The 22,125-nt window shown below is 54.3% G+C and carries 27 protein-coding genes and 1 riboswitch; of the genes, 25 read left to right on the forward strand and 2 right to left on the reverse strand.

The features are described 5' to 3' along the window. Nucleotides 1–51: 51 nt before the first annotated feature. Entirely contained in the window at nucleotides 52–285 is a 234-nt protein-coding gene (locus tag KHA84_RS07775) for a DUF2626 family protein (RefSeq protein ID WP_419465589.1), read from the reverse strand. A gap of 309 nt (nucleotides 286–594) precedes the next feature. Here KHA84_RS07775 and comGA point away from each other — a divergent pair, with 309 nt between their 5' ends. From comGA to gcvPB, 10 genes are all read left to right on the forward strand, one after another. Continuing rightward, entirely contained in the window at nucleotides 595–1,650 is a 1,056-nt protein-coding gene (gene comGA / locus KHA84_RS07780) for a competence type IV pilus ATPase ComGA (RefSeq protein WP_213422964.1), read from the forward strand. Then, complete coding sequence (gene comGB / locus KHA84_RS07785; protein ID WP_213422965.1) at nucleotides 1,562–2,605, forward strand: competence type IV pilus assembly protein ComGB; 1,044 nt, start codon at nucleotides 1,562–1,564, stop codon at nucleotides 2,603–2,605. Before comGA ends, comGB begins: the two co-directional genes overlap by 89 nt. Nucleotides 2,606–2,616: 11 nt before the next feature. After that, nucleotides 2,617–2,934: a competence type IV pilus major pilin ComGC gene (gene comGC / locus KHA84_RS07790; protein WP_213422966.1), complete on the forward strand. Its 318-nt coding sequence runs from the start codon at nucleotides 2,617–2,619 to the stop codon at nucleotides 2,932–2,934. After that, nucleotides 2,906–3,361, forward strand: coding sequence for a hypothetical protein (locus KHA84_RS07795; RefSeq protein WP_213422967.1), 456 nt, complete (start codon nucleotides 2,906–2,908; stop codon nucleotides 3,359–3,361). Before comGC ends, KHA84_RS07795 begins: the two co-directional genes overlap by 29 nt. Next, the gene (locus KHA84_RS07800; RefSeq protein ID WP_213422968.1) at nucleotides 3,351–3,659 is read left to right on the forward strand and encodes a hypothetical protein; all 309 of its coding nucleotides are present in this window, start codon (nucleotides 3,351–3,353) and stop codon (nucleotides 3,657–3,659) included. The genes KHA84_RS07795 and KHA84_RS07800 overlap by 11 nt, the downstream gene beginning before the upstream one ends. Continuing rightward, the gene (gene comGF, locus KHA84_RS07805; protein ID WP_213422969.1) at nucleotides 3,643–4,086 is read left to right on the forward strand and encodes a competence type IV pilus minor pilin ComGF; all 444 of its coding nucleotides are present in this window, start codon (nucleotides 3,643–3,645) and stop codon (nucleotides 4,084–4,086) included. The genes KHA84_RS07800 and comGF overlap by 17 nt, the downstream gene beginning before the upstream one ends. A gap of 191 nt (nucleotides 4,087–4,277) precedes the next feature. Continuing rightward, nucleotides 4,278–4,799 (forward strand): shikimate kinase, encoded by a 522-nt coding sequence (locus tag KHA84_RS07810; RefSeq protein ID WP_213422970.1) that lies wholly within the window; start codon nucleotides 4,278–4,280, stop codon nucleotides 4,797–4,799. 167 nt (nucleotides 4,800–4,966) lie between these two features. Continuing rightward, a riboswitch (glycine riboswitch) is annotated at nucleotides 4,967–5,060 on the forward strand. 141 nt (nucleotides 5,061–5,201) lie between these two features. Then, complete coding sequence (gcvT, locus tag KHA84_RS07815) at nucleotides 5,202–6,311, forward strand: glycine cleavage system aminomethyltransferase GcvT (protein WP_213422971.1); 1,110 nt, start codon at nucleotides 5,202–5,204, stop codon at nucleotides 6,309–6,311. Nucleotides 6,312–6,332: 21 nt separating this feature from the next. Continuing rightward, nucleotides 6,333–7,679 (forward strand): aminomethyl-transferring glycine dehydrogenase subunit GcvPA, encoded by a 1,347-nt coding sequence (gcvPA, locus tag KHA84_RS07820; protein ID WP_213422972.1) that lies wholly within the window; start codon nucleotides 6,333–6,335, stop codon nucleotides 7,677–7,679. Further along, complete coding sequence (gcvPB, locus tag KHA84_RS07825; protein WP_213422973.1) at nucleotides 7,672–9,159, forward strand: aminomethyl-transferring glycine dehydrogenase subunit GcvPB; 1,488 nt, start codon at nucleotides 7,672–7,674, stop codon at nucleotides 9,157–9,159. Before gcvPA ends, gcvPB begins: the two co-directional genes overlap by 8 nt. Nucleotides 9,160–9,532: 373 nt before the next feature. On the opposite strand, the gene KHA84_RS07830 is transcribed toward gcvPB, so the two are convergent. After that, a complete protein-coding gene (locus KHA84_RS07830; protein WP_419465588.1) occupies nucleotides 9,533–9,916 on the reverse strand; it encodes a rhodanese-like domain-containing protein in 384 nt (127 codons plus the stop codon). 152 nt (nucleotides 9,917–10,068) lie between these two features. Between KHA84_RS07830 and KHA84_RS07835 the strand changes: the two genes are divergently transcribed. From KHA84_RS07835 to KHA84_RS07905, 15 genes are all read left to right on the forward strand, one after another. Then, nucleotides 10,069–10,902, forward strand: coding sequence for a lipoate--protein ligase family protein (locus KHA84_RS07835; protein ID WP_213422975.1), 834 nt, complete (start codon nucleotides 10,069–10,071; stop codon nucleotides 10,900–10,902). Between the two features lie 206 nt (nucleotides 10,903–11,108). After that, nucleotides 11,109–13,670, forward strand: a complete 2,562-nt coding sequence (locus tag KHA84_RS07840; protein ID WP_213422976.1) for a vitamin B12-dependent ribonucleotide reductase — start codon at nucleotides 11,109–11,111, stop codon at nucleotides 13,668–13,670. Nucleotides 13,671–13,818: 148 nt separating this feature from the next. After that, a complete protein-coding gene (locus KHA84_RS07845; RefSeq protein WP_213422977.1) occupies nucleotides 13,819–14,241 on the forward strand; it encodes a hypothetical protein in 423 nt (140 codons plus the stop codon). Nucleotides 14,242–14,306: 65 nt separating this feature from the next. Continuing rightward, nucleotides 14,307–14,747, forward strand: coding sequence for a type II 3-dehydroquinate dehydratase (gene aroQ / locus KHA84_RS07850; RefSeq protein WP_213423120.1), 441 nt, complete (start codon nucleotides 14,307–14,309; stop codon nucleotides 14,745–14,747). 2 nt (nucleotides 14,748–14,749) lie between these two features. After that, entirely contained in the window at nucleotides 14,750–15,811 is a 1,062-nt protein-coding gene (locus KHA84_RS07855; protein ID WP_213422978.1) for a M24 family metallopeptidase, read from the forward strand. A 24-nt stretch (nucleotides 15,812–15,835) separates the two neighbouring features. Next, a complete protein-coding gene (gene efp / locus KHA84_RS07860; protein ID WP_213422979.1) occupies nucleotides 15,836–16,393 on the forward strand; it encodes an elongation factor P in 558 nt (185 codons plus the stop codon). 379 nt (nucleotides 16,394–16,772) lie between these two features. Beyond that, nucleotides 16,773–16,976 carry a SpoIIIAC/SpoIIIAD family protein gene (locus KHA84_RS07865; RefSeq protein ID WP_008298205.1) on the forward strand — a complete coding sequence of 68 codons (204 nt, stop codon included), beginning with the start codon at nucleotides 16,773–16,775 and terminating at the stop codon, nucleotides 16,974–16,976. A 9-nt stretch (nucleotides 16,977–16,985) separates the two neighbouring features. Continuing rightward, nucleotides 16,986–17,360 (forward strand): hypothetical protein, encoded by a 375-nt coding sequence (locus tag KHA84_RS07870; protein WP_213422980.1) that lies wholly within the window; start codon nucleotides 16,986–16,988, stop codon nucleotides 17,358–17,360. Nucleotides 17,361–17,379: 19 nt separating this feature from the next. Continuing rightward, nucleotides 17,380–18,279, forward strand: coding sequence for a stage III sporulation protein AE (locus tag KHA84_RS07875; protein ID WP_213422981.1), 900 nt, complete (start codon nucleotides 17,380–17,382; stop codon nucleotides 18,277–18,279). 4 nt (nucleotides 18,280–18,283) lie between these two features. Then, nucleotides 18,284–18,442 (forward strand): hypothetical protein, encoded by a 159-nt coding sequence (locus KHA84_RS07880; RefSeq protein ID WP_213422982.1) that lies wholly within the window; start codon nucleotides 18,284–18,286, stop codon nucleotides 18,440–18,442. Nucleotides 18,443–18,583: 141 nt separating this feature from the next. Further along, a complete protein-coding gene (locus KHA84_RS07885) occupies nucleotides 18,584–19,006 on the forward strand; it encodes a hypothetical protein (RefSeq protein WP_213422983.1) in 423 nt (140 codons plus the stop codon). Next, a complete protein-coding gene (locus KHA84_RS07890) occupies nucleotides 19,003–19,539 on the forward strand; it encodes a SpoIIIAH-like family protein (protein ID WP_213422984.1) in 537 nt (178 codons plus the stop codon). The genes KHA84_RS07885 and KHA84_RS07890 overlap by 4 nt, the downstream gene beginning before the upstream one ends. A gap of 168 nt (nucleotides 19,540–19,707) precedes the next feature. After that, complete coding sequence (accB, locus tag KHA84_RS07895; protein WP_213422985.1) at nucleotides 19,708–20,220, forward strand: acetyl-CoA carboxylase biotin carboxyl carrier protein; 513 nt, start codon at nucleotides 19,708–19,710, stop codon at nucleotides 20,218–20,220. A 14-nt stretch (nucleotides 20,221–20,234) separates the two neighbouring features. Continuing rightward, nucleotides 20,235–21,605 (forward strand): acetyl-CoA carboxylase biotin carboxylase subunit, encoded by a 1,371-nt coding sequence (gene accC / locus KHA84_RS07900; RefSeq protein WP_213422986.1) that lies wholly within the window; start codon nucleotides 20,235–20,237, stop codon nucleotides 21,603–21,605. Between the two features lie 18 nt (nucleotides 21,606–21,623). After that, a complete protein-coding gene (locus KHA84_RS07905; protein WP_213422987.1) occupies nucleotides 21,624–22,025 on the forward strand; it encodes an Asp23/Gls24 family envelope stress response protein in 402 nt (133 codons plus the stop codon). The last annotated feature ends 100 nt before the right edge of the window (nucleotides 22,026–22,125 follow it).

Raw genomic sequence — 22,125 nt, forward strand, 5'->3', positions numbered from 1 at the left:
AGCACATAAAAAAACAGCCGTAGCGGCTGTTTTTTTATGTAGCGATTTTAATTAATGTCCTGCTCCTGGTACGTAAATGAAGTTGGTATAGTAGCTGAACCCTACCATGAAGACCATCAAGTAAGCGCCGAAAAGATATAAGTACATGCGTTCAGTTAACTTCAGGTAACCGAAAAGAATGAAAAATCCGGTGCTGGCCAGCATGAGCAGCGATGGTGTCATCATGTCTCCGATATAGAACATGACCGCGAAAATTCCTGTCCAGAAGCCGCAAAGCTTGAACATATTATCCACGCGTGTTCCCTCCTTTGCAACGGTGCCATAATCATCTCCCATTCATTATATAGTGTTTGTCTGCAGGGTGCAAACTGAATCCGCATCGGTGATTGTGACAAAAACTTGTCCATATTAATCCGGCAAAATCGGATTTTGGCGCTTTCCGGCGTGCAATTTTCAAAAATGACATCGGAAAATGGCCCATTTTGCAAAGTCTGCGAGTTGACTATCATAGGGATTCACTCCGTCCTATACTCGAGAGGACAGGGAAGTGCGGTCCTTTCCTGTCAATCCACTTGGCAGGGAGGCGGCAAAACGGTGGAAAACCTCATCGAACAAAAAGCCGTGGAACTCCTTGGCCGGGCGCTCGGGGAGGGAGCGACGGACCTTCATCTGAACCCATCCGGCCAGAAATATGAAATCCAGCACCGAAAAGGAAGGGGGATCATCACGGCAGCGGAGATCCCGATCGAGCTTGGTGAACGGATCATCTCATTTTATAAATATCTATCATCGCTCGACATCGGAGAACGCAGAAAGCCTCAGAGCGGAGCTTTTTCGCTTGATTTTGGAAGTGCCCGTTACTCGTTCAGAATTTCGACGCTGCCATCCGTAAATCTGAAGGAAAGCGCTGCAATCCGGTTCCAGCCGCATGAGGAGGCGCTGCCTGTCCGCAATTTGACCGATGACCGGCAGGCGGCTTCCCTGCTGTTGGAAGCGGCCGGTATGCGGCAGGGCATGGTCTTTTTCACAGGGCCGACAGGAAGCGGCAAAACAACGACCATGTATTCAGTTACCAGGCACTGTGCGGAGGAACTGGGCAGGCATGTGATCTCCCTTGAGGATCCGGTTGAGCATAGCCAGCGGCACCTGCTCCAGATCCAGGTGAATGAGCGGGCCGGAATCACCTATTCCGCAGGGTTGAAAGCGATTTTGCGTCATTCACCGGATGTGATCATGATCGGGGAAATCAGGGATTCGGATACAGCAAAGGTTGCGGTCCAGGCAGCGCTCACCGGGCACCTCGTCGTCGCAACGGTGCACTCGCGGGATACGGCTGGCAGCCTGTTCAGGATGACGGAATTCGGCATCCAGCTGGAAGAGTTGAGACAGACGGTGTCCATGATCTGTGCGCAGAGGCTGAAGGACGGAGCCGGCGGCCGAAAAGCACTTTTCGAAATCCTGCACGGGGAACTTCTTGCGGAGGCTTTCCGGGCAATCAGGGAAGGACAGCCATTTAACATGCCTGAAAATCTGACCCTTGACCGGAAGGAGGAAATGCAACATGGCGCTGCTCTTTACGCTGCGGCGGGCGAAACGCCGGCTTCACCAGCCGGAACGGTTCCTTTCCCGGGCCGCAGGACTGATGGATGAAGGGTATACGTTTCATGATTCAGTACGCATGCTGCTGCCCCACCATCTTGATGACCCGGACGGGGCCGAACAGGTTTTGGAGCAAAATCTCCGTTCGGGGGAGGGACCTGATGAGATTCTTGAAAATATCGGGTTCTCGCCCGCTCTCCTTATTCCGGTCGGAATCGCAGTCAGCCATGGCAATCTGCCCGAAGCTATCCGGACGGTGTCAGACCGGCTCAAACGCAGGGGAAAAACGTTGGAGAAGCTTCGGAAGGCGACATTGTATCCGGCCGTCCTTTTCGGTTTCATCGCGCTTCTTTTCGTTCTGTTCAGGACCCTGTTCATGCCGAATATGGAGAAAATGCTGGCCGGAAGGGGCGGTGAGGGTGAAGCAATGGCACTGTCTGCATTTTTGCTGAGGATTCCCGATTTCCTCATGGGAGCCGCAGGTGTAATGTCGGCAGGTGCAGTTATCGCTTACCTGGCATGGACCCGGCAGTCCGCGGAAGTAAAACTGCGGGCCGTTCACTCTGTTCCCGTCCTTTCCAGATGGATCCGGATGGGGCACACTTCGGTTTTTGCGCGGGAGATGGGCACGCTTCTGGGTGGAGGAATCCCCCTTCAGCAGGCCATCTCGATTCTTGCAGAGCAGGATGAGCGATCTATGCTCGCTTTTATGACCAGGACGACGGGTCAACGGATACTCATGGGAGACCCGCTCCATGAAGCAGTGCGTCATGCCGGGGGTTTTATGCCGGATTTTCCGTCCTTTATCCGCCACGGAGAAGAGGGCGGCCATCTTCCGAGGGAAATGCTTGTCTACAGTGAATTGATCGACGAGAAAATCGGAGAGGAATCGGAAAAGCTGATTGCCGTCATCCAGCCTGTGCTGTTCGGCATTCTTGCGGTATGCATCATGGGTGCCTACCTTGCCCTGATGCTGCCTGTCTACAGTATGGTCGAATTACAATGAAGGGGGCACCTATGCAAAAGAGACTAAATAACCAATCCGGCTTCACGCTCATTGAAATGATGATCGTCCTTCTCGTAATCTCGGTTCTGATTCTTCTGGCAATCCCGAATGTGACCAAACGGGCCGCCGAGATTGATGAAACGGGATGCGAGGCATTGGAACAGATGGTCGAGGGGCAAGTGCAGGCATACAAACTGAAGCACAAACAGAATCCCGCCACGGCTGCGGCTTTGATGCCGGACTATCTTGAGAGCGAGGATGATCTTAAATGCTCGGACGGGAGGACGATCGTTGTAAACAATGGCGCGGTCAGCATTTCAAACCCTTAATCTGTCCCGCGGGTTCACTTTCACAGAAATGCTTCTTGTCCTGGCGGTAGCGATGGCCGTGACGGGTGTCGGATACGCCGCCGCCACTTCCAAAGCCCTTCAGTTCACAGAGCCGATTCCATTCCAGGACCAGCTAAAACTGGATATCCAGGCCGTTCAGATGCATGCCGTCGTGCACGGGGAATATTCGAAAATCGTTTTTCTTTCTGATGGCACATACGTGGCTTCGGGCGCAGGTTCGGCCGTCCTGTTCAGCCGCCGGTTGCCGAAGGGGGTGTACCTGTCGGAATTCAGTACGCTCAAACAGGTGGAATTCACAAAACTGGGGTCTGCAAGGGCTTTTGGCACCCTGCACTTCCATACTCCGGAAGGCGATATCAGGGTGATTGTCCATATCGGGAAAGGGAGGGTGACGATTGTCCGGTGAGCGGGGTTTTTCATTTCCCGAGTCCCTCCTGTCTCTGCTGATCGTGTATGTGATTTTTACGTCTCTATTCCCATTGACTGACCGGATGATGATGAATCTCGAAGAGCAGAAACTTTCTGTACAGGCCGCTTCTGTCGCATCCGATGCGGTGGACGGGCATTACCTGACCGGAGCCGTTGAAGGCTCACGAACGATTGGAAGTGCGGTATTCGATTGGAGGATGCAGGGAGGGGGAATCTGTGTTTCATATAAGGCAGCCTCCGGCTGGCAGTCGCGCTGCTATGAGCCGGGCGGGTGAGGGGGGATACACATTTATCGAAGCTTTGCTTCACCTGGTCATCCTCTCGGCGTTTTTTATCTTGTTCGCCGGATTCTTCCGGTATTCTGCAGGCATGGCCCACCACATCGGCGATCCATCCTCGGTGGAATGGGAATTGTTCAGGTATGAGCTGGCTGAATATCTGAAGGGCGTGGACGGTGTGCAGGTGGGTGAACAGGGAAATTTGCTAAAGGTGATCCATAAAGACAAAGTAACCGAAATCGGCCATTACCCTGTACAGTCCATGATCCGCAAGCGGGTGAACGCAGAGGGGCATGAGCCGATGCTGACCGGTGTGAGGTCGGTCAACATCTCCGTATCGGAAAACGTACTGTCCATCCGTGCCGTCTTTAACGATGGAACCGAGAGGGGGACGATGCATCATCTTCTTCCGGCTGAAGAATGAAGCAGGAGGGATTCTGCCCGCCGCGCTTCTCCTCCTATTTCTTGTTTCCGGCTTGGTACTTTTCGTTACAAATGCTTATTTGGCACAAATGCAGGCTTATACTTTATTGGAATCTTCCCACGCTCGTGATACGATTAGAAAAATCGAGTCGTATTTTAGCGAAGCGGAACCGCTTTTAGGCAGGTGGGAAGATGAAAAGGGTATACCTGATCGGCTACATGGGATCCGGGAAGTCAGCGATCGGGAAGCGGCTGAGCTACGCGCTGCGCCTTCCGTATTACGATATGGACAGGGAGATCGAGAAGCAGGCTGGCATGAAAATTCCGCAGATTTTTGAGCAATACGGAGAAGAGCATTTCCGCCAGATGGAAACAGACTTTCTGCGGAATTTCCGGGATGAGTGGTGCATCATCTCAACGGGCGGCGGGACACCGATGCGTCCGGAAAACCGGAAACTTCTCCGGCAGACCGGGCTTGTCCTGTTTCTCAATGCCCCGTTTTTCGAAATCTGGAGGCGGATCAGGACCGACAAAAACCGCCCGATCGTCCAGCGTTCGACACGTGAGGATCTTCAGAGGATCTACAACGAGCGCAAAAAGGTCTACAAAAGGACTGCGCATATCACCATCAATACAAAGGGGCGCAGCCTCCGCCAAGCCACAGATTATGCCGCCAGGCAGGTCAGACGGCTGAAAGGCAGAGAAAAGCGCTGAAAAATCACCGGAATCCGAACTTTATCGGGTTCCGGTTTTTATTTCGTTCGTTTTTGATTCTAGTTTTGAAAAGATATTGCCTTTCTCAAAATTCAATGTTAGGATATAGGCAAAGCGACAGAACTTTCGCTTGACTCACAGCTGAATAACCGGCATCTGCCGGGCGGATGAATGTACGGGGAGAGAACGCACAATTGCGTCGCCGAAGGAGCAAGTAACGGGTGTTATGAATCTCTCAGGCAAAAAGACTCGTACAGGACGCATCTCTGGAGAGCGCCGGACCAGCCGGCCACCAACGAGGAAAACCGAGCAGGAAAACTTTCAGGTGACAGGACAGAGGACCCGATTCAAACGGGTCTCTCTGTCCTTTTTTACATCTGGACGAAACGGAGGAGAAGTGCAATGGCGGAAACCACCTTGCAGCGCACCCCGCTCTATGACTTGTACGCCGGTCACGGGGGTAAAACAATCGACTTTGGCGGATGGGATCTTCCCGTCCAGTTTTCCGGCATCAAGTCGGAACATGAAGCGGTACGGACAAGTGCGGGCCTTTTCGATGTTTCCCACATGGGAGAGGTTCTTGTCGAAGGAAAGGACAGCACCGATTTTCTTCAGAAACTCATGACCAACGATGTTTCGAAGCTTACTGCCGGACGCGCACAATATACGATCATGTGCAACGAGCAGGGCGGCACAATCGATGACCTGCTAATCTACAAAATGTCCGATGACAAGTATTTTCTTGTCGTCAACGCTGCCAACACGGAAAAAGATGTGGAGTGGATGAAGAAGCATGTCGACGGTGATGTCACAGTCACTGATGTGTCGGCGGAATATGCACTTTTGGCACTGCAGGGACCGAAAGCGGAGGAAGTTCTGTCCAGGCTGACGGATGAGCCCCTTGCGGACATCAAGTTTTTCCGCTTTAAAGAGAATGTTGGCATCTCCGGCCACCAGGCACTTGTTTCGCGCACCGGATACACCGGAGAAGACGGCTTTGAAATCTACACGTCGCCGGATTCCGCCCATGCACTTTGGGAAGAGATCCTGAAGGAAGGCGAACAAGACGGAATCGTGCCTGCTGGTCTCGGCGCACGCGACACGCTCCGCTTTGAGGCAGGACTGCCGCTGTATGGGCAGGAAATGGATGAGGATATTTCTCCTCTCGAGGCCGGTCTCGGATTTGCCGTAAAGCTCGGTAAGGAAGCCGACTTCATCGGCAAGGATGCACTCGTCCGCCAAAAAGAAGAAGGCGTGCCGCGCAAGCTTGCCGGAATCCGCATGATTGACAAAGGCATCCCGCGTACGGGCTATGCCGTCTATAAAGGTGAGGAAAAGATCGGCGAAGTCACGACCGGCACCCAGTCCCCGACACTCGGGCTGAACATCGGAAACATCCTCGTCGGTACCGAACACGCTGTTTTGGGTGATGAAGTCGAAGTGGAAGTGCGCAAGAAACGCCTCAAGGCTGAAATTGTCGAAACCCCATTTTACAAGCGGGCTAAATCCTAAATCAGAAAGAGGTCCAGAATGATGAAGCACCGTTATTTGCCGATGACCGAATCGGACAAGAAACAAATGCTTGACGCAATCGGCGTCAAATCCATCGATGAACTGTTCAGTGACATTCCAGAGAAAGTCCGTTTTGACCGTCAATATGACCTGAAGCCGGCTCTTTCCGAGACTACTTTGGTGAAGGAACTTTCAGGCCTTGCGGGACGGAACGCCGACAGCAACTCCCATGCGTCTTTTTTGGGAGCGGGTGTCTATGACCACTACAAGCCGATCATCGTCGACCACGTTATTTCTCGCTCCGAGTTTTACACGGCTTATACGCCGTACCAGCCTGAATTCTCACAAGGGGAACTCCAGGCGATCTTTGAGTTCCAATCGATGATCTGCGAACTGACCGGCATGGATATTGCCAACTCTTCCATGTATGACGGAGGCACATCCCTTGCTGAGGCAGGAATGCTCGCTGCCGGCCATACACGGCGGAAAAAGCTTCTGATCTCGGAAGCTGTCCACCCGGAATACCGAGATGTCGTAAAGACATATGCCCTCGGACAGTCGATTGACGTCGTAGAGATTCCGCTGAAGGATGGGCGGACGGATTACGATGCACTCCGCAGCATGATCGACGGTGATACGGCCGGAGTCATGGTCCAGTACCCGAACTTCTTCGGCCAGATTGAAAACATCCAGGAAGCGGCGGATATCGCCCACGAGAACAAGTCGCTGTTTATCGTATCCTCGAACCCGCTCGCCCTTGCGGTTCTTACTCCTCCGGGCAAGCTCGGTGCGGACATTACTGTCGGGGACGCACAGCCGTTTGGGATTCCTGAAGCATTCGGCGGTCCGCATTGCGGCTATTTCGCCGTCACCAAGAAATTGATGCGCAAGGTTCCGGGACGCCTAGTCGGAGAAACAAATGATGAGGAAGGCCGCCGTGGCTACGTACTGACGCTCCAGGCCCGTGAGCAGCACATCCGCCGCGACAAGGCGACGTCCAATATCTGTTCGAACCAGGCACTTAATGCCCTTGCCGCATCCGTCGCGATGTCAGGACTCGGCAAGCAGGGGGTCCGCGAGATGGCCCTGCAGAACATCTCGAAAACGCAGTATGCCATCCGGTCATTTAAAGAAGCCGGCTACGAGGTTCTGTTCGGCGGCCCAAGCTTCAATGAATTCGTCGTGAAGTGCAAGGAGCCGGTCGCCGAACTGAACCGGCGCCTGCTCGACGCCGGAATCATCGGCGGGTATCATCTCGGACTGACGTACCCTGAACTGGAAGGCCACATGCTCATCGCAGTGACCGAACAGCGGACAAAGGAAGAAATCGATGCACTTGTGCAGGAAATGGAGGCCATCCATGCATAAAGAGAATCAGCCGCTCATTTTTGAAATCAGCAAAGAAGGCCGAATCGGATACAGCCTTCCGGAACTCGATGTTCCGGAAACCGACCTTTCCGGCCTGCTTCCGGAAGGTCTTGTCCGTGAAGAACCGGCAGAGCTTCCGGAAGTATCGGAACTGGATATCATGCGCCATTACACGGCACTTTCAACACGGAACCACGGCGTAGACTCCGGCTTCTACCCGCTCGGCTCATGCACGATGAAGTACAATCCAAAAGTCAACGAAGCTGTGGCCCGCCTGTCCGGCTTTGCGAATGTCCACCCGCTCCAGGAAGAGTCTTCCGTCCAGGGCGCAATGGAACTGATGTACGACCTTCAGGAGCATCTGGTCGAGATCACGGGAATGGATGAAGTAACGCTTCAATCCGCAGCGGGAGCGCACGGGGAATGGACGGCACTGATGATGATCCGTGCCTTCCATGAGGCGAACGGTGACTACAACCGGACGAAGGTCATCATTCCGGACTCCGCACACGGAACCAACCCGGCTTCCGCGACTGTGGCCGGCCTTGAGACAATCACGGTCAAATCTGATGAAAACGGACTGGTCGATATCGAGGATCTGAAGCGCGTGGCCGGGGAAGATACGGCCGCCCTCATGCTGACCAACCCGAACACGCTCGGCCTGTTTGAGGAAAACATCCTCGAAATGGCGGAAATCGTCCATGGCGTAGGCGGCAAGCTTTATTATGACGGCGCCAACCTTAATGCCATCATGAGCAAGGTCCGCCCAGGGGATATGGGCTTCGATGCCGTCCACCTGAACCTTCACAAAACGTTCACCGGTCCTCACGGCGGCGGCGGTCCGGGCTCCGGCCCTGTCGGCGTCAAAAAGGAACTCGTCCCGTTCCTGCCAAAGCCGGTCCTTGTGAAAAAAGATGATGTATTCACATTTGACTACGACCGTCCGAAGGCGATCGGCCGGATCAAGCCATTCTACGGGAACTTCGGCATCAACGTGCGCGCGTATGCGTATATCCGCTCTATGGGAGCGGAAGGCCTGAAGCTTGTGTCGGAATATGCCGTGCTGAATGCGAACTACATGATGCGCCGCCTTGCGCCGTACTTCGATCTGCCGTATGACCGCCACTGCAAGCATGAATTCGTACTGAGCGGCCGCCGCCAGAAGCAGCTCGGCGTCCGTACGCTCGATATCGCCAAGCGTCTGCTTGACTTTGGCTTCCATCCGCCGACCATCTACTTCCCGCTTAACGTCGAGGAAGGCATGATGATCGAGCCGACCGAAACGGAATCCAAGGAAACACTGGATGCGTTCATCGATGCGATGATCCAGATCGCCCGCGAGGCGGAAGAGAATCCTGAAATCGTCCAGGAAGCGCCTCACACGACCGTCGTGAGCCGTCTTGACGAGACTCAGGCTGCCCGGAAGCCTGTACTGAAGTACAGCCGTCCTGAAACGGCGGAACCGGTTGCTGTAAACTGACAAGTGCATATCAAAGAAGGCCCGCAATGGTTGCGGGCCTTCCGGCTGCAGACAAAGGGAGCGGTGACTTCTTTGTCTGCAGTTTTTTTCTGTTGCCGGGGAAAATCGTGCCGCTTGGGTGGGCAGCCTGCGGATTCAGCCGGTTTCATCATTGGCCCTGTTTGTTTCGTCATTGGAGCGGCCAATTTCGTCATTGGTCCCGCCGGTTTCGTCATTCATCCGCGAATGCCGAAACCGGGAGCGTGAATGACGAAACCGAACATCTGAATGACGAAACTTAACACCTGAATGCCGAAACCGACACTATTCCCATATGCCCGTCCCGAAATCAAACGCCGCCGTGCAGGAATCCTTGCACGGCGGCGCGATGATTTTACTTTTTCGTCTTGACCTTTCCGGTCCACTGGCGGAAGCCACCCGTCAACATGTAGAGTTGCCCATAGCCGCGTTTTTTAAGGTAAAGTGCGGCACGGCCGCTCCGGGAGCCGTTCTGGTCGTACAGGTAAACCGGCTTGTCCGGACGGATCTCCTTGTAGCGCTGGGAGAATTGCGTAAACGGGATGTTGCGGGCGCCGAGGATATGTCCCGCGTCAAAGTCCTTTTGTTCGCGCACATCGATCAGCTGGGCTTTCCGGTAGCCGGCGATAAACTCCTCCTGACTGAGGGCTGTCACCGCCTTGCGGGTCCTTAGCACGGTCACGAGCAGGTAGATGATCAATCCGAAAAGGATTGCGGAAATGATATAAAGTGATTCCAAAGCCATTTTCCCCTTTCTCTCTCCCTAAGATTATAAAAGAACTCACGCGCTTCGTCCACGGCCGGACAAAATATCGGCCCCGACCGCTCAAAAGAGACAGGGGATTGTGATAAACTAAATCCATTGTGTTTTTTTGAAAGGGGCTGTCGGAAATGACAGAAAAATGGATGTTTATCAACTCCGGTCCGCAGACCGGGTCCTATAATATGGCGATGGACGACGCGCTGCTCGAACTTCACTCGAAAGGCAAGATTCCGCCCGTTGTCCGATTTTATGAATGGAATCCGGCCACGCTGTCGATCGGCTATTTCCAGAAGGCGGCCGAAGCGGTTGACTTAGATCAAGTGAAAGACTCGGGATTCGGGTTCGTCAGGCGGCCAACAGGCGGCCGTGCAGTGCTTCACGACCGTGAGCTGACCTACAGCATCATCATTTCAGAATCTCATCCTGACATGCCGGAAACGGTGACAGAGGCCTACCGGGTCATCAGTGCAGGGCTCCTCGAAGGCTTCCGGAATCTCGGTCTCCGCGCGGAGCTTGCCGTTCCGTCCACCCCGGAGGAACGGAATTCGCTTAAAAACCCGAAAAGCGCTGTCTGCTTTGATGCGCCCAGCTGGTATGAGCTGGTCGTGGAAGGCAGAAAAGCTGCGGGCAGCGCACAGACCCGGCAAAAAGGCGTCATTCTGCAGCACGGCGCCATACCGGTTTCATTGGATCTGGACAAACTCGTTTCCGTTTTCCACTTCCCGACTGAGGACCATCGGCGGAGGATGAAGGAAAAGCTGGAGAAAAAGGCGGTGTCCATCGAGGAATTGTCAGGCCGCAGCGTGAAAATGGACGAAGTGACGGAGGCGTTCCGATCAGGATTTGAGAAAGCACTTGATGTCGAGCTGTTCCAGGCGGAGCCGGATCGGGAAATACTTGAGCTTGTCCGCCGTTTCGAAGAGGAGAAGTATTCGAACGACTCATGGAACTTCAAAAAGTAAATCAGGGACTTTCCGCTCATTTTTGTTTGCCCCGTTTTATGTCGAAACCGGTCGAAGCCAGCAGCCGCATGACATTGTCGCTTATCCGGAAATGTCAAGGCTGAAATTCTGTTCTTGATGCCGAGTTTCAATATGTAGTAGAGTTGGGAAGTACATAATACTAGATATAGTATCTATCATAGAGGACACTCGAGGAGGTCATCGTATTGGTCATCGCATCACACAAAAACCAACCGACGCTGGACATTTCGAAACTGAACAGGGACATTGCCCAATTTCCGCAAGTCCATCCGGTCACGGAAGAGATGCACATCCGGCATAAAGGGGTCTCCCGACTGGTCATGATCGACCGCTACTCGTTCAAAGACACTGAGAAAAAGACACTGGGCGAAGGGGACTTCGTTGTCCTGACCGTCAAAGAAGATCCGAAATTCCCTGCAAGGGGCCTTGGCTATATCCTTTCCCTTGACCGGGAAAAGGGCCTTGCGGACATCTGGATCGAACCGGACTACCGTTCCGCGATCGATGATCCGGCAGAACAGGAGCAGGGAATCGTCACCCGTCCCCTGGAAGTCATCGAAAAGCCGCTTGAAGTCTTTTACGAGCAGATCGCCAAGCGGAACGCGACCGGGCTTTCTTCCGTCGAGAAGGACGAAGCCACCCGCACGGAATCGTTTGAGCGGTTCTACAAAGAGCTTGTCTCACTGAATTTCATCCCGGCAGGCCGTGTCCTTTACGGTGCCGGCGCCGATACGGACGTCACGTACTTTAACTGCTATGTCATGCCGTTTGTCGCCGACTCCCGGGAAGGCATCTCGGACCACCGCAAGCAGGTCATGGAAATCATGAGCCGGGGCGGGGGCGTCGGGACGAACGGTTCCACGCTGCGCCCGCGCAACACCCTTGCACGCGGCGTCAACGGCAAATCATCCGGTTCGGTTTCCTGGCTGGATGACATCGCGAAGCTCACCCATCTCGTGGAGCAGGGCGGTTCCCGCCGCGGCGCACAGATGATCATGCTTGCGGACTGGCACCCGGACATCGTCGAATTCATCATCTCGAAAATGCAGAACCCTCGGATCCTCCGCTATCTGGTCGAGAACACAAACGATGAGCATATCCGGAAACTTGCCAAAGAAAAACTGAAATTCAAGCCGTTCACCCAGCAGGAAGAAGCCATGTACCAGGGCATCGTCAACTACAAGAATATCCCGGGGCATGGCGGCTTCAACGAAGCGATCATCCGTGATGCCGAGCACAAGCTGCGCGACGGCGGCACTTACTCGGTCCATAACCCCGAGTTCCTGACAGGCGCGAACATTTCAGTCACCCTCACATCCGATTTCATGAAGGCGGTTGAGGAAGACGGGGAACACCGTCTCCGCTTCCCTTATGTGGAGCAGTATTCGCCTGAGGAGATGGAGTCGTACAACGAGGAATGGCATCAGGTGGGAGACGTGCGTGAGTGGGAAAAGCGCGGATTCGCCATCCGCACTTACCGTTCCATGCAAGCACGCGAACTATGGAACCTGATCAACATTTGTGCCACGTACTCAGCGGAGCCGGGCATCTTCTTTATCGATAATGCCAACGATATGACGAATGCGAAAGCCTACGGCCAACAAGTGGTGGCGACCAACCCGTGCGGCGAGCAGCCGCTCGCCCCTTATTCCGTCTGCAACCTCGCTGCGGTCAACCTTGCCGAAATGGCAGACAGGGAGACGGGCAAGGTCGACTATGACAAGCTCCGCGAAACGGTTCGGACAGGAGTCCGGATGCAGGACAATGTCATTGACGCAACGCCTTACTTCCTGCCGGAAAACGAGCGCCAGGCACTCGGCGAACGCCGCGTGGGCCTCGGCGTCATGGGTCTCGCGGACTTGCTGATCTACTGCGGCAAGCGCTACGGTTCGGAGGAAGGCAACCAGCTCGTCGACGATGTCTTTGAAGCGATCGCGACGACTGCATACAGGGAGTCAATTGAGCTGGCCAAAGAAAAAGGCAGCTTCCCATTCCTTATCGGGGAAACGGAAGAAAAAACAAAAGATCTCCGTGAGCGGTTCATCAACACCGGCTACATGAAGAGCATGCCGGAAGATATCCGCCAGGGCGTCCTTGAACACGGGATTCGCAACTCTCACTTGCTCACCGTTGCGCCGACCGGATCAACCGGAACCATGGTCGGAGTCAGCACAGGGCTCGAACCATACTTCTCGTTCACTTACTACCGGAGCGGCCGTCTCGGGAAGTTCATTGAGGTGAAGGCAGAGATCGTGGAAGAATACCTGAAAAACAATCCGGATGCTGATCCAAATCAGCTGCCCGACTGGTTCGCCACTTCAATGGACCTGACACCGGAGGAGCATGCGGACGTACAGTGCGTCATCCAGCGCTGGATCGACAGCTCCATCTCCAAGACCGTCAATGCGCCAAAAGGCTACACTGTGGAACAGGTCGAATCGGTATACGAGCGTCTCTACCGCGGCGGAGCAAAGGGCGGCACTGTCTATGTCGACGGTTCCCGCGACTCCCAGGTGCTGACGCTGAAGGCGGAGGAAAATGACCCGGAAGCGGAAATCGAGGAACAGGTCGAAGAAAAACGTCCTGTCGTTCTCGTGGACACCATCCAGGCCCTCCGTTCGACAAATGTCACGATCGGATCGGAAATTGGTGACACGTGCCCGGTCTGCCGGAAAGGGACAGTTGAAGAAATCGGCGGCTGCAACTCCTGCACAAACTGCGGGGCACAGCTGAAATGCGGACTGTAATCATCCTTTCCAACTTTTAATCCAATGTGCGTGCATCCTGTAACAGGATGCACGCATTTTCATGTCTTTTTCGCGAATAATTCCCGGCTTCCTGAATAAACGCCGGTTCCTGGCCCCATCATGTAATGGAGATCCGGGAGGTGGTCATATGTTCAAACAGCTGCCGTTCTGGACGGCGGGGGCAGTGGCGCTGATGCTCGCGGCCGGCCTGAAGTTTCTTCATTATTTTAAATTCATAAAGTGGAATCCGACTGGCTGGGCGGAACGATATGGTCTTTTTGCAGACGGTCCATGGGAAGCCAGATGGCTGCTTTTGTTTATTGCCATCTATGTGATATCGCTCGTTTCATATTATCTCTTCGCGCTTTCCTGGAAATGGAAAGTTTCCATTACGGCCGCCGCAGCAGGCCTCCTGATCGCGGGACTGATCGAGTGGATGATCACAAGGCCGGAGGGCTTTGAGGATTTCCGGAAGTCTTTATCGGTGCCGTTTGCAGCAATGATTCTGATCGCAACACGGTTCATTATGGAAACGGCGGTATTCCATAAAAAACAGCAGGCGGACACGTGAAAAACGTTGTCCGCCTGCTTGCGTATGATAAAATGGGGAAGAATCTGCTGAAAGGAGGGCTGGCGATGAAAATCCTCTGTCTGAATGGCCCGAACCTGAACCGGCTCGGAAAAAGGGAACCCGGTATTTATGGCAGCGAGACACTCTCCGATGTGGAAACCAGACTCCGGCAATTGGCGAACGGGAACGGAGCAGACCTGGAGTTTTATCAGTCCAATCACGAAGGCGCACTTGTCGACAGGATCCAGGAAGCTGCCGAGGATGGAACGGACGGCATCATCTTTAACCCCGCAGCTTATACCCATACTTCCGTCGCGCTGCGTGATGCAATCGCAGACGCCGGGCTGCCGACGATTGAAGTGCACATCTCGAATATACATAAACGGGAAGCCTTCAGGCACCATTCGTATCTTGCACCGGTATGCACCGGCCAGATTGCGGGCTTGGGGACCTACGGATATGACTTGGCGATGCTCGCCCTCCTTCGGATGGGAAAAGGGGAATGATCATGGACAAATTAAAGGCATTCCGGGCTTCATTCGACGTGCTCGGAATCGATGGGTTTCTGGTCACGAATCCGCACAGCCGGCGCTATATGACCGGCTTTACGGGCACTGCGGGCACGGCAGTCATTTCGCGTGATGATGCTGTTTTCATCACAGACTTCCGGTACACGGAACAGGCCGAGGAACAGGTGTCGGGCTTCCGTATCGTAAAGCAGTCCGGCCTGATGAAAAACGCGGTCGCTGAACAGGTCAAAGCGTTGGGGATCCGGAAAATCGGCTTTGAACAAGATACGCTGCCGTATGCCGAGTACGACCAATACAGCAAGGCGACAGAGGCGGAGTGGGTTCCCGTTTCTGATGTGATCGAAAAGCTCAGGATGATCAAAACAGACGACGAGATCCGGACCATCCGAAGAGCCGCCGAGATTGCCGATGAGGCATTTAGCCACATTCTTACGTTCATCAAGCCGGGTGTGACCGAACTGGAAGTCTCCAATGAACTGGAGTTCTTCATGCGCAGGCTCGGTGCATCAGAATCCTCATTCGATACAATCGTGGCTTCCGGCAAGCGTTCGGCCCTTCCCCACGGGGTTGCGACCGGTAAAACGATTGAAAACGGCGACATGGTCACATTGGATTTCGGCGCCCTGTATGATGGCTATGTATCTGACATCACACGGACGGTGGCAGTCGGCGAGCCCACTGAAGAACTCAAAAAGATTTACCATATCGTCCTGGAAGCCCAGATGCGCGCATGTTCCGCGCTTAAACCGGGTATGACAGGAAAAGAGGCGGATGCCGTCGCGCGCGACTACATCAAAGATCACGGTTACGGCGAAGCCTTCGGGCATTCCACCGGACACGGAATCGGACTCGAAGTCCATGAGGGACCGGGACTTTCCTTCCGTTCCGACACGGTTCTCAAGCCGGGCATGGTCGTTACGGTCGAGCCGGGCATTTATGTTCCGGGTCTTGGCGGCGTCCGCATTGAAGACGACGTGCTTATCACGGAAGACGGCTGCGAACTGCTGACGTCATCGCCGAAGCAGCTTATCATCCTATAACATTTGAAAAACGGAGGATCTCACATGATTTCTGTAAACGATTTTAAAACCGGCCTCACCATCGAAGTGGACGGCGACATCTATCGTGTCCTGGATTTCCAGCACGTAAAGCCGGGCAAAGGTGCGGCTTTCGTCCGCTCCAAGCTCCGCAACCTGCGCAACGGAAACACAACGGAAAAAACCTTCCGCGGCGGGGAAAAAGTGGAGCGTGCACAGATCGACAACCGCCGGATGCAGTATTTGTATGCCAACGGTGACCAGCACGTATTCATGGACACGGACAACTACGAGCAGATTGAACTTAACGAAAACCAGATCGAGTATGAGTTGAAGTTTCTTAAAGAAAACATGGAAGTCCATGTGATCCAGTATCAGGGCGAGACGCTCGGCGTCGACCTTCCGGCAACAGTCGAGCTTGAGGTGACAGACACCGAACCGGGCATCAAGGGCGACACGGCAAGCGGCGGCTCCAAGCCGGCAACGATGGAAACCGGTCTTGTCGTACAGGTTCCGTTCTTCGTCAATTCAGGCGACCGCCTGATCATCAATACCTCCGAAGGTGAATACGTCTCCCGCGCGTAAGCGGAAACGCCATAAAACCAAACAGGCTGCAGACAAGCGGATAGACCGCATGTCTGCAGCTTTTTGGTTGCAACAAGGGTTCGCCATATGCAATAAGAGCCAGTCATTTGCACTGGGCCAGCAGTTTGAAACAAGGATCGCCATTTGCACTAAGGGCCAGCCATTTGAATCAATGGATCGTTGTTTGCACTAAGGGCCAGCCATTTGAAACAATGGATCGTTGTTTGCACCAAGGGCCAGCCATTTGAAACAAATGCCCCTTCGGACTCCTTCCGGGCAGGCAGGCCCCCACCCGTTGCTGTCCGCCTGTCTCCCCGAGCCGGCTGCCGCATAACCCCATCAGAAACCGCATACACTCGAAAAAACGGGGGGGCCGCGTGTGGAACTTCAAGATATTCTCCGGGTAGCGGGAGTCGGTCTCGTCATCGCCTTCCTGCATCTGTTTTTCGAGCAGACGGGGAAGAAAGAGTATTCCTTTTTCATATTTTTCATCGCCTATCTGTATATCACGGCAGAGATGCTGCGTTTTCTCCGGATCTTCTTCACGGAAATTTCATCTTTCTTCTCATGGCTTTCGGCGTAGAGGGCACTCATGGAAATTATTCTGTCCGCTGTCATTATGGTGTTTCTGCTGATTATGCTGGACACCTTCCTGCCGAAAATGACGCCGTTTTTTCTTTTGATTTTCTTTTTCCTGCTTCTCGCTCAGCTGACTTTCCGGATGGCCGTACCGCTTCTGCAGGATCTGCCGCTTGCATGGGACGGGCCGGGAGCACGGCAGATCCGCCTCATAGCAGGGTCCGCTTTTCTGTTTTATCTGTCCGTATCTTTCCGGGACATGCTTGGGGAAATCGGCTATGCCCCGATCGGCCGGCTGTCGCATACGGCTGTCCAGCTGCTGCTCGTCGGTATCTGGCTGGGGGAGTTCAGGGAGACGGCCACTGTGCTCACCGGTTTGTTGCCGTGACGGAAAGGGGGCGAATGGGATGTGGGAGCTGATCGCCGCTGTTGCCGGTCCGCCCGCAAAACTGTTTGTTCTGATCATCGTCCTTTCCGCCGCGGCTCTGGCGGCGGATTTTGTCGTTCCGCAATTCCGTGAATGGACAAGGCTGTTTCTTCTTGTCTCCGCCGGAGCGGCGGCAATGGGACCGGCGATTGATGCGGTTCGGATGATGGACGGGCTCGTCGGGAAAATGACGGGGTTATTCCTCGGCATTTATCCCGTGCTGGCGGCTGGAATGGCCGCTGCGGGCGGCGCGTTGTCACTTATCAACTGGAATCCCGCCGTGTTCCTGTTTGTCCAAGGGGCCGTCGTGATCGGGGGCAAGTGGATGGTTCCGCTGCTGATTGTCAGCTTTATCCTGGATTACTTGTCCAGGCTCGTGCCGGAGATTCCGTTTACTCGGATATCGGAGATGATCCGGGTCACCCTCCTCGGCGCGATTTCCGTGATCATCGCTTGCTATTCGCTTTTTATCACGGCGACCGGTGCCATGGCGTGGTCGTCCGGGAGTGCGGCAGCTGAACCGATCAAGGCGCTGTTGCGCCAGCATGTGCCTCTGGTCGGATCGTTTATCACGGATACGATGGGTGTGGTCGGAAAGTATTCTTCCGGCCTCGCCCCGATCGCCGGCAGCTACCTGATCGTGGCACTGCTCGTGACCAGCCTGACGCCCGTCGCTTATGTGCTTCTGACGGCATTTCTCTACAAATGGATCGCTGCACTGTGCGAGCCGTTTGCCCATGAAGACCTTGCGGGACTTTTCGATGATATCGGGAAGACGCTGTTTGTCCTCTGCGGAATCATGCTGATCGTAGCATTCGCGATTTTTTATACGGCTGTATTGTCCATCGTCCTGATTAAAGTCATAGCCGGAGCGGGGTGAGGAAATGTGGGAGTGGATTACGGGGCTCATCTGGCTCATAGGAATTCTTGCTGTCGCAGGGGCCGCCCTCGGGCCCGATGAGCGTGAAAACTTCATGCCGCTTATGAGGCTGGCCGTACTCCTTTACCTACTCGGTCTGATCTCACTTCTGCCCGGGTCATAGCCTGTACGAGCGGTGCATACTATGTCTCAGGATGAATAGCCGGAGATTACGGGACGGCGGTCCCAACCCGCCGGAGCGTCCCAATCGCTCCCTTCTTCCGGATACAGCACTGATTGAAAGGACGGGAAGCGTGGAGATGACATGGAGAAAACCTTTAAGAAGAGCGCCCTGCCGCTCCTGCTCGCCGGCGCCGCCTGTCTGTTCATCCTGGCGCCTGGGCTGACCGGTCTGTTTGCGGGCAGCGGAGGAGAAAGCGCGGTGCCGGGCCCGTCTGATCTGGAGTCGGTCCTTTCCGATATCAAGGGAGTCGGCAAAACCAGGATTTATCGGCAGGGCGGGGACGAGGAGGAGCAGGGAAGCATCCTGATGCCTCTTGACAGTTATTTCGGGCCTGCGTCCGGGGAAGGGAGGGACACGCCCTCCGGAGGGATCCTGGTTGTGGCGGAAGGGGCCGGCGATCCCCGGGTCCGAGCCGAACTGGTCCGCATCCTGTCGGGTGTCCTGCAACTGCCCGAGCATCGGATTGTCGTAGTGGAAATGAAAAATGAGGGGGAAGAGGGATGAGAGTGAAGAAAAAAGGTGTCTGGTTCCTGACGTTGCTCAGCCTTGTGGCGGTAATTGGAGTGTACTATTTGTTCGATCGCAACCCGATGCCATTTGACGGCATTACGATTTTCTCTGACGACACGATCGAAGACACTGAGCTTGGCGAGGCAGGCAGCGACGCGACGCCAGTATTTGCCGAAAGCTATCTGTTCGAAGAACTCCGGATGGAAATGCGCAATGAACGCAGCCAGCAGCGCGAATTGCTTACACAGAAAATCACATCCGATGATCTGACTGCCGAAGAACGCAACCAGGCGTTTGATGAAATGCAGGTCCTTACCAAGCGGGAGACGGCAGAAGCTATGCTTGAAATGCTGATCAAGGATCTGGGTTACGAAGATGCGGTCGTCCGAACTGAAGACGGGGCAGTAAAAGTCAGCGTCATCGCAGATGAACTGTCAGCCGCGCAAGCAGATCAGATTGTCTATACGGTCAAGAGCGAATGGGAAGATTCTTCGACTGTCTCCGTAGATTTCAAATCGGGACAATGAACAAGGCCTCCGCAAGGCCTTTTTCTTTTTGTGAAAAATTCTGTTTATATATTTCTTATCTCGTACTTCAGTACCGGTTTCCTCGCTTTTGTATGATAAGTATTTCAAAAACCTTTACAAACGTCTAAAATGTAAGGGTACACATTTAAAGTCAGAGGAGTCGTCGAAATGCTTAAAATTCAGGAAATCCGTGAAATCATCAAATTGATCGACCAGACAGGAATTGAAGAATTCAAGTACAAGACGGAAGAAGGGGAGATCAAGCTGAAAAAGGGCGGCGCCGTCCAGGTGGTGGAAGCTGCTCCTGCAGCACCTGCAGCGTCTGTATCAGCACCGGCCCCTACAGCACCCGCAGCTCCGGCAACACAGCCTGCGCCTGCCGCCCAGGAAGAGCCAAAGCAACAAGAAGCTGCACCTGCAGCCGATTCCCAGGACGAAAACCTGCTGGAAGTGAAATCCCCGATGGTCGGGACTTTCTATCAGTCGCCATCGCCGGATGCTCCTCCGTTCGTTTCTGTCGGAGACAAAGTCAAGCCGGACAGCGTTGTGTGCATCGTCGAGGCGATGAAACTGTTTAACGAAATCGAAGCGGAAATGAGCGGGGAGATTGCAAAGATCCTCGTTGAAGACGGACAACTCGTCGAGTACGGCCAGCCATTGTTCCTGGTCAAGCCGGAATAAGGGGGTCTGACAAGATGAAAAAAGTCCTCATAGCCAACCGCGGTGAAATCGCGGTCCGAATCATCCGTGCATGCCGGGATCTCGGCATCCAGACGGTCGCCGTTTATTCAGAAGCGGACCGTGAAGCCCTGCACGTCGAAATGGCCGACGAAGCATACTGCATCGGTCCTAAGCAATCCAAAGACAGCTACCTGAACTTTACGAATGTCATCAGTGTCGCCAAGATGACCGGCTGCGACGGCATCCATCCGGGTTATGGATTCCTTGCAGAAAACGCCGATTTCGCAGAACTCTGCGAAGAAGTCAATGTCACGTTCATCGGGCCCTCCGCTGAAGCCATCTCGAAGATGGGGACCAAAGACGTTGCCCGTGAAACGATGCGTGAGGCGGGCGTCCCGATCGTCCCGGGTTCCAAAGGAATCGTCGATGGCCCTGAAGGTGCCCTGGAAGTTGCAAATGAAATCGGATTCCCGGTTATCATCAAGGCGACAGCAGGCGGTGGCGGGAAAGGGATCCGCGTCGCGCGTGACGAAGCCGAGCTGAAAAAGGGCGTCGAGATCACCCAGAAAGAAGCGGCAGCCGCCTTCGGCAATCCTGGCGTTTACATCGAGAAGTTCATCGAGAATTTCCGGCATGTCGAAATCCAGGTGCTCGCCGACCAGTTCGGCAACACGATCCACCTCGGCGAGCGCGACTGCTCGATCCAGCGCCGCATGCAGAAGCTGGTCGAGGAAGCGCCTTCTCCGGCCCTTTCGCAGGAAACACGCGAACAGATGGGACAGGCCGCCGTCCGCGCCGCGCAGGCGGTCGGCTACCGCAGTGCGGGCACAGTGGAGTTTATCTATGACCACATCAACGATAAATTCTATTTCATGGAGATGAACACGCGGATCCAGGTGGAACACCCGGTCACCGAAATGGTTACCGGCATTGATCTGATCGCACAGCAGCTGAAGATTGCCTCGGGTGAGCCGCTTGAGATCAAACAGGAAGATGTGAAGATCAACGGCTGGTCGATCGAATGCCGCATCAACGCGGAAAACCCTGCGCGCAACTTCATGCCGTCCCCTGGGCGCGTAAACATGTACATCGTTCCCGGCGGCAATGGCGTGAGAGTCGACTCGGCGGTTTATCAGGGATATATGATCCCTCCGTTTTATGATTCGATGGTCGCCAAGCTCATCACATTCGCCGACACGCGCGAAGAGGCGGTCGCCCGGATGAAGCGGGCACTGTCAGAGTTTGTTGTGGAGGGCGTCGAAACCACCATCCCGTTCCATCTCAACCTCATGGATCACGAAGTGTTCAAATCCGGAGACTTTGACACCAAGTTCCTTGAAAAATATGATGTAATGGCTGAAACTGAAGAAGCCAGAGAACATTGAGAGAAAGGGATGATCCGGATGGCAGAACAACCGAATTCCTCCCATGAGGCAGCAGCCGCAGCCGGCAAGGAAATGTACGGCAAGGTCGAGCTCGCCCCGGAAGTGCTGGAAGTGATCGTCGGCATCGCCACTGCAGAAGTGGAAGGGGTGGCCGACATGAGAGGGTCCTTCGCAACCGGAGTAGCAGAAAAACTGGGACGCAAAGTGCACGGCAAGGGAGTCAAGATCGACTATAACGATGACGGGCTTTTCATCGATGTCTATTGTTCGGTGGAATACGGCCGTTCGGTCCCTTCCATCGCCCGCGAAATCCAGAAAAACGTCCGCCAGTCGGTCTTCAACATGACCGCGATCGAACCTGAAGAAGTGAACGTCCATATCACAGGCATCCAGTTCGACCAGACGGAAGAACGTGCCTAAAAGGAAAGCCGCCAATTCATGGCGGCTTTTTCCGTACGGATTCATACGGAGCGGTGAAAATATGCTATCATAGTCCAGAACGATGCAAAAAGAGGAGATT

The sequence above is a fragment of the Bhargavaea massiliensis genome (genome assembly GCF_018390575.1).
In the GTDB taxonomy this organism is placed as follows: Bacteria; Bacillota; Bacilli; order Bacillales_A; family Planococcaceae; genus Bhargavaea; species Bhargavaea massiliensis.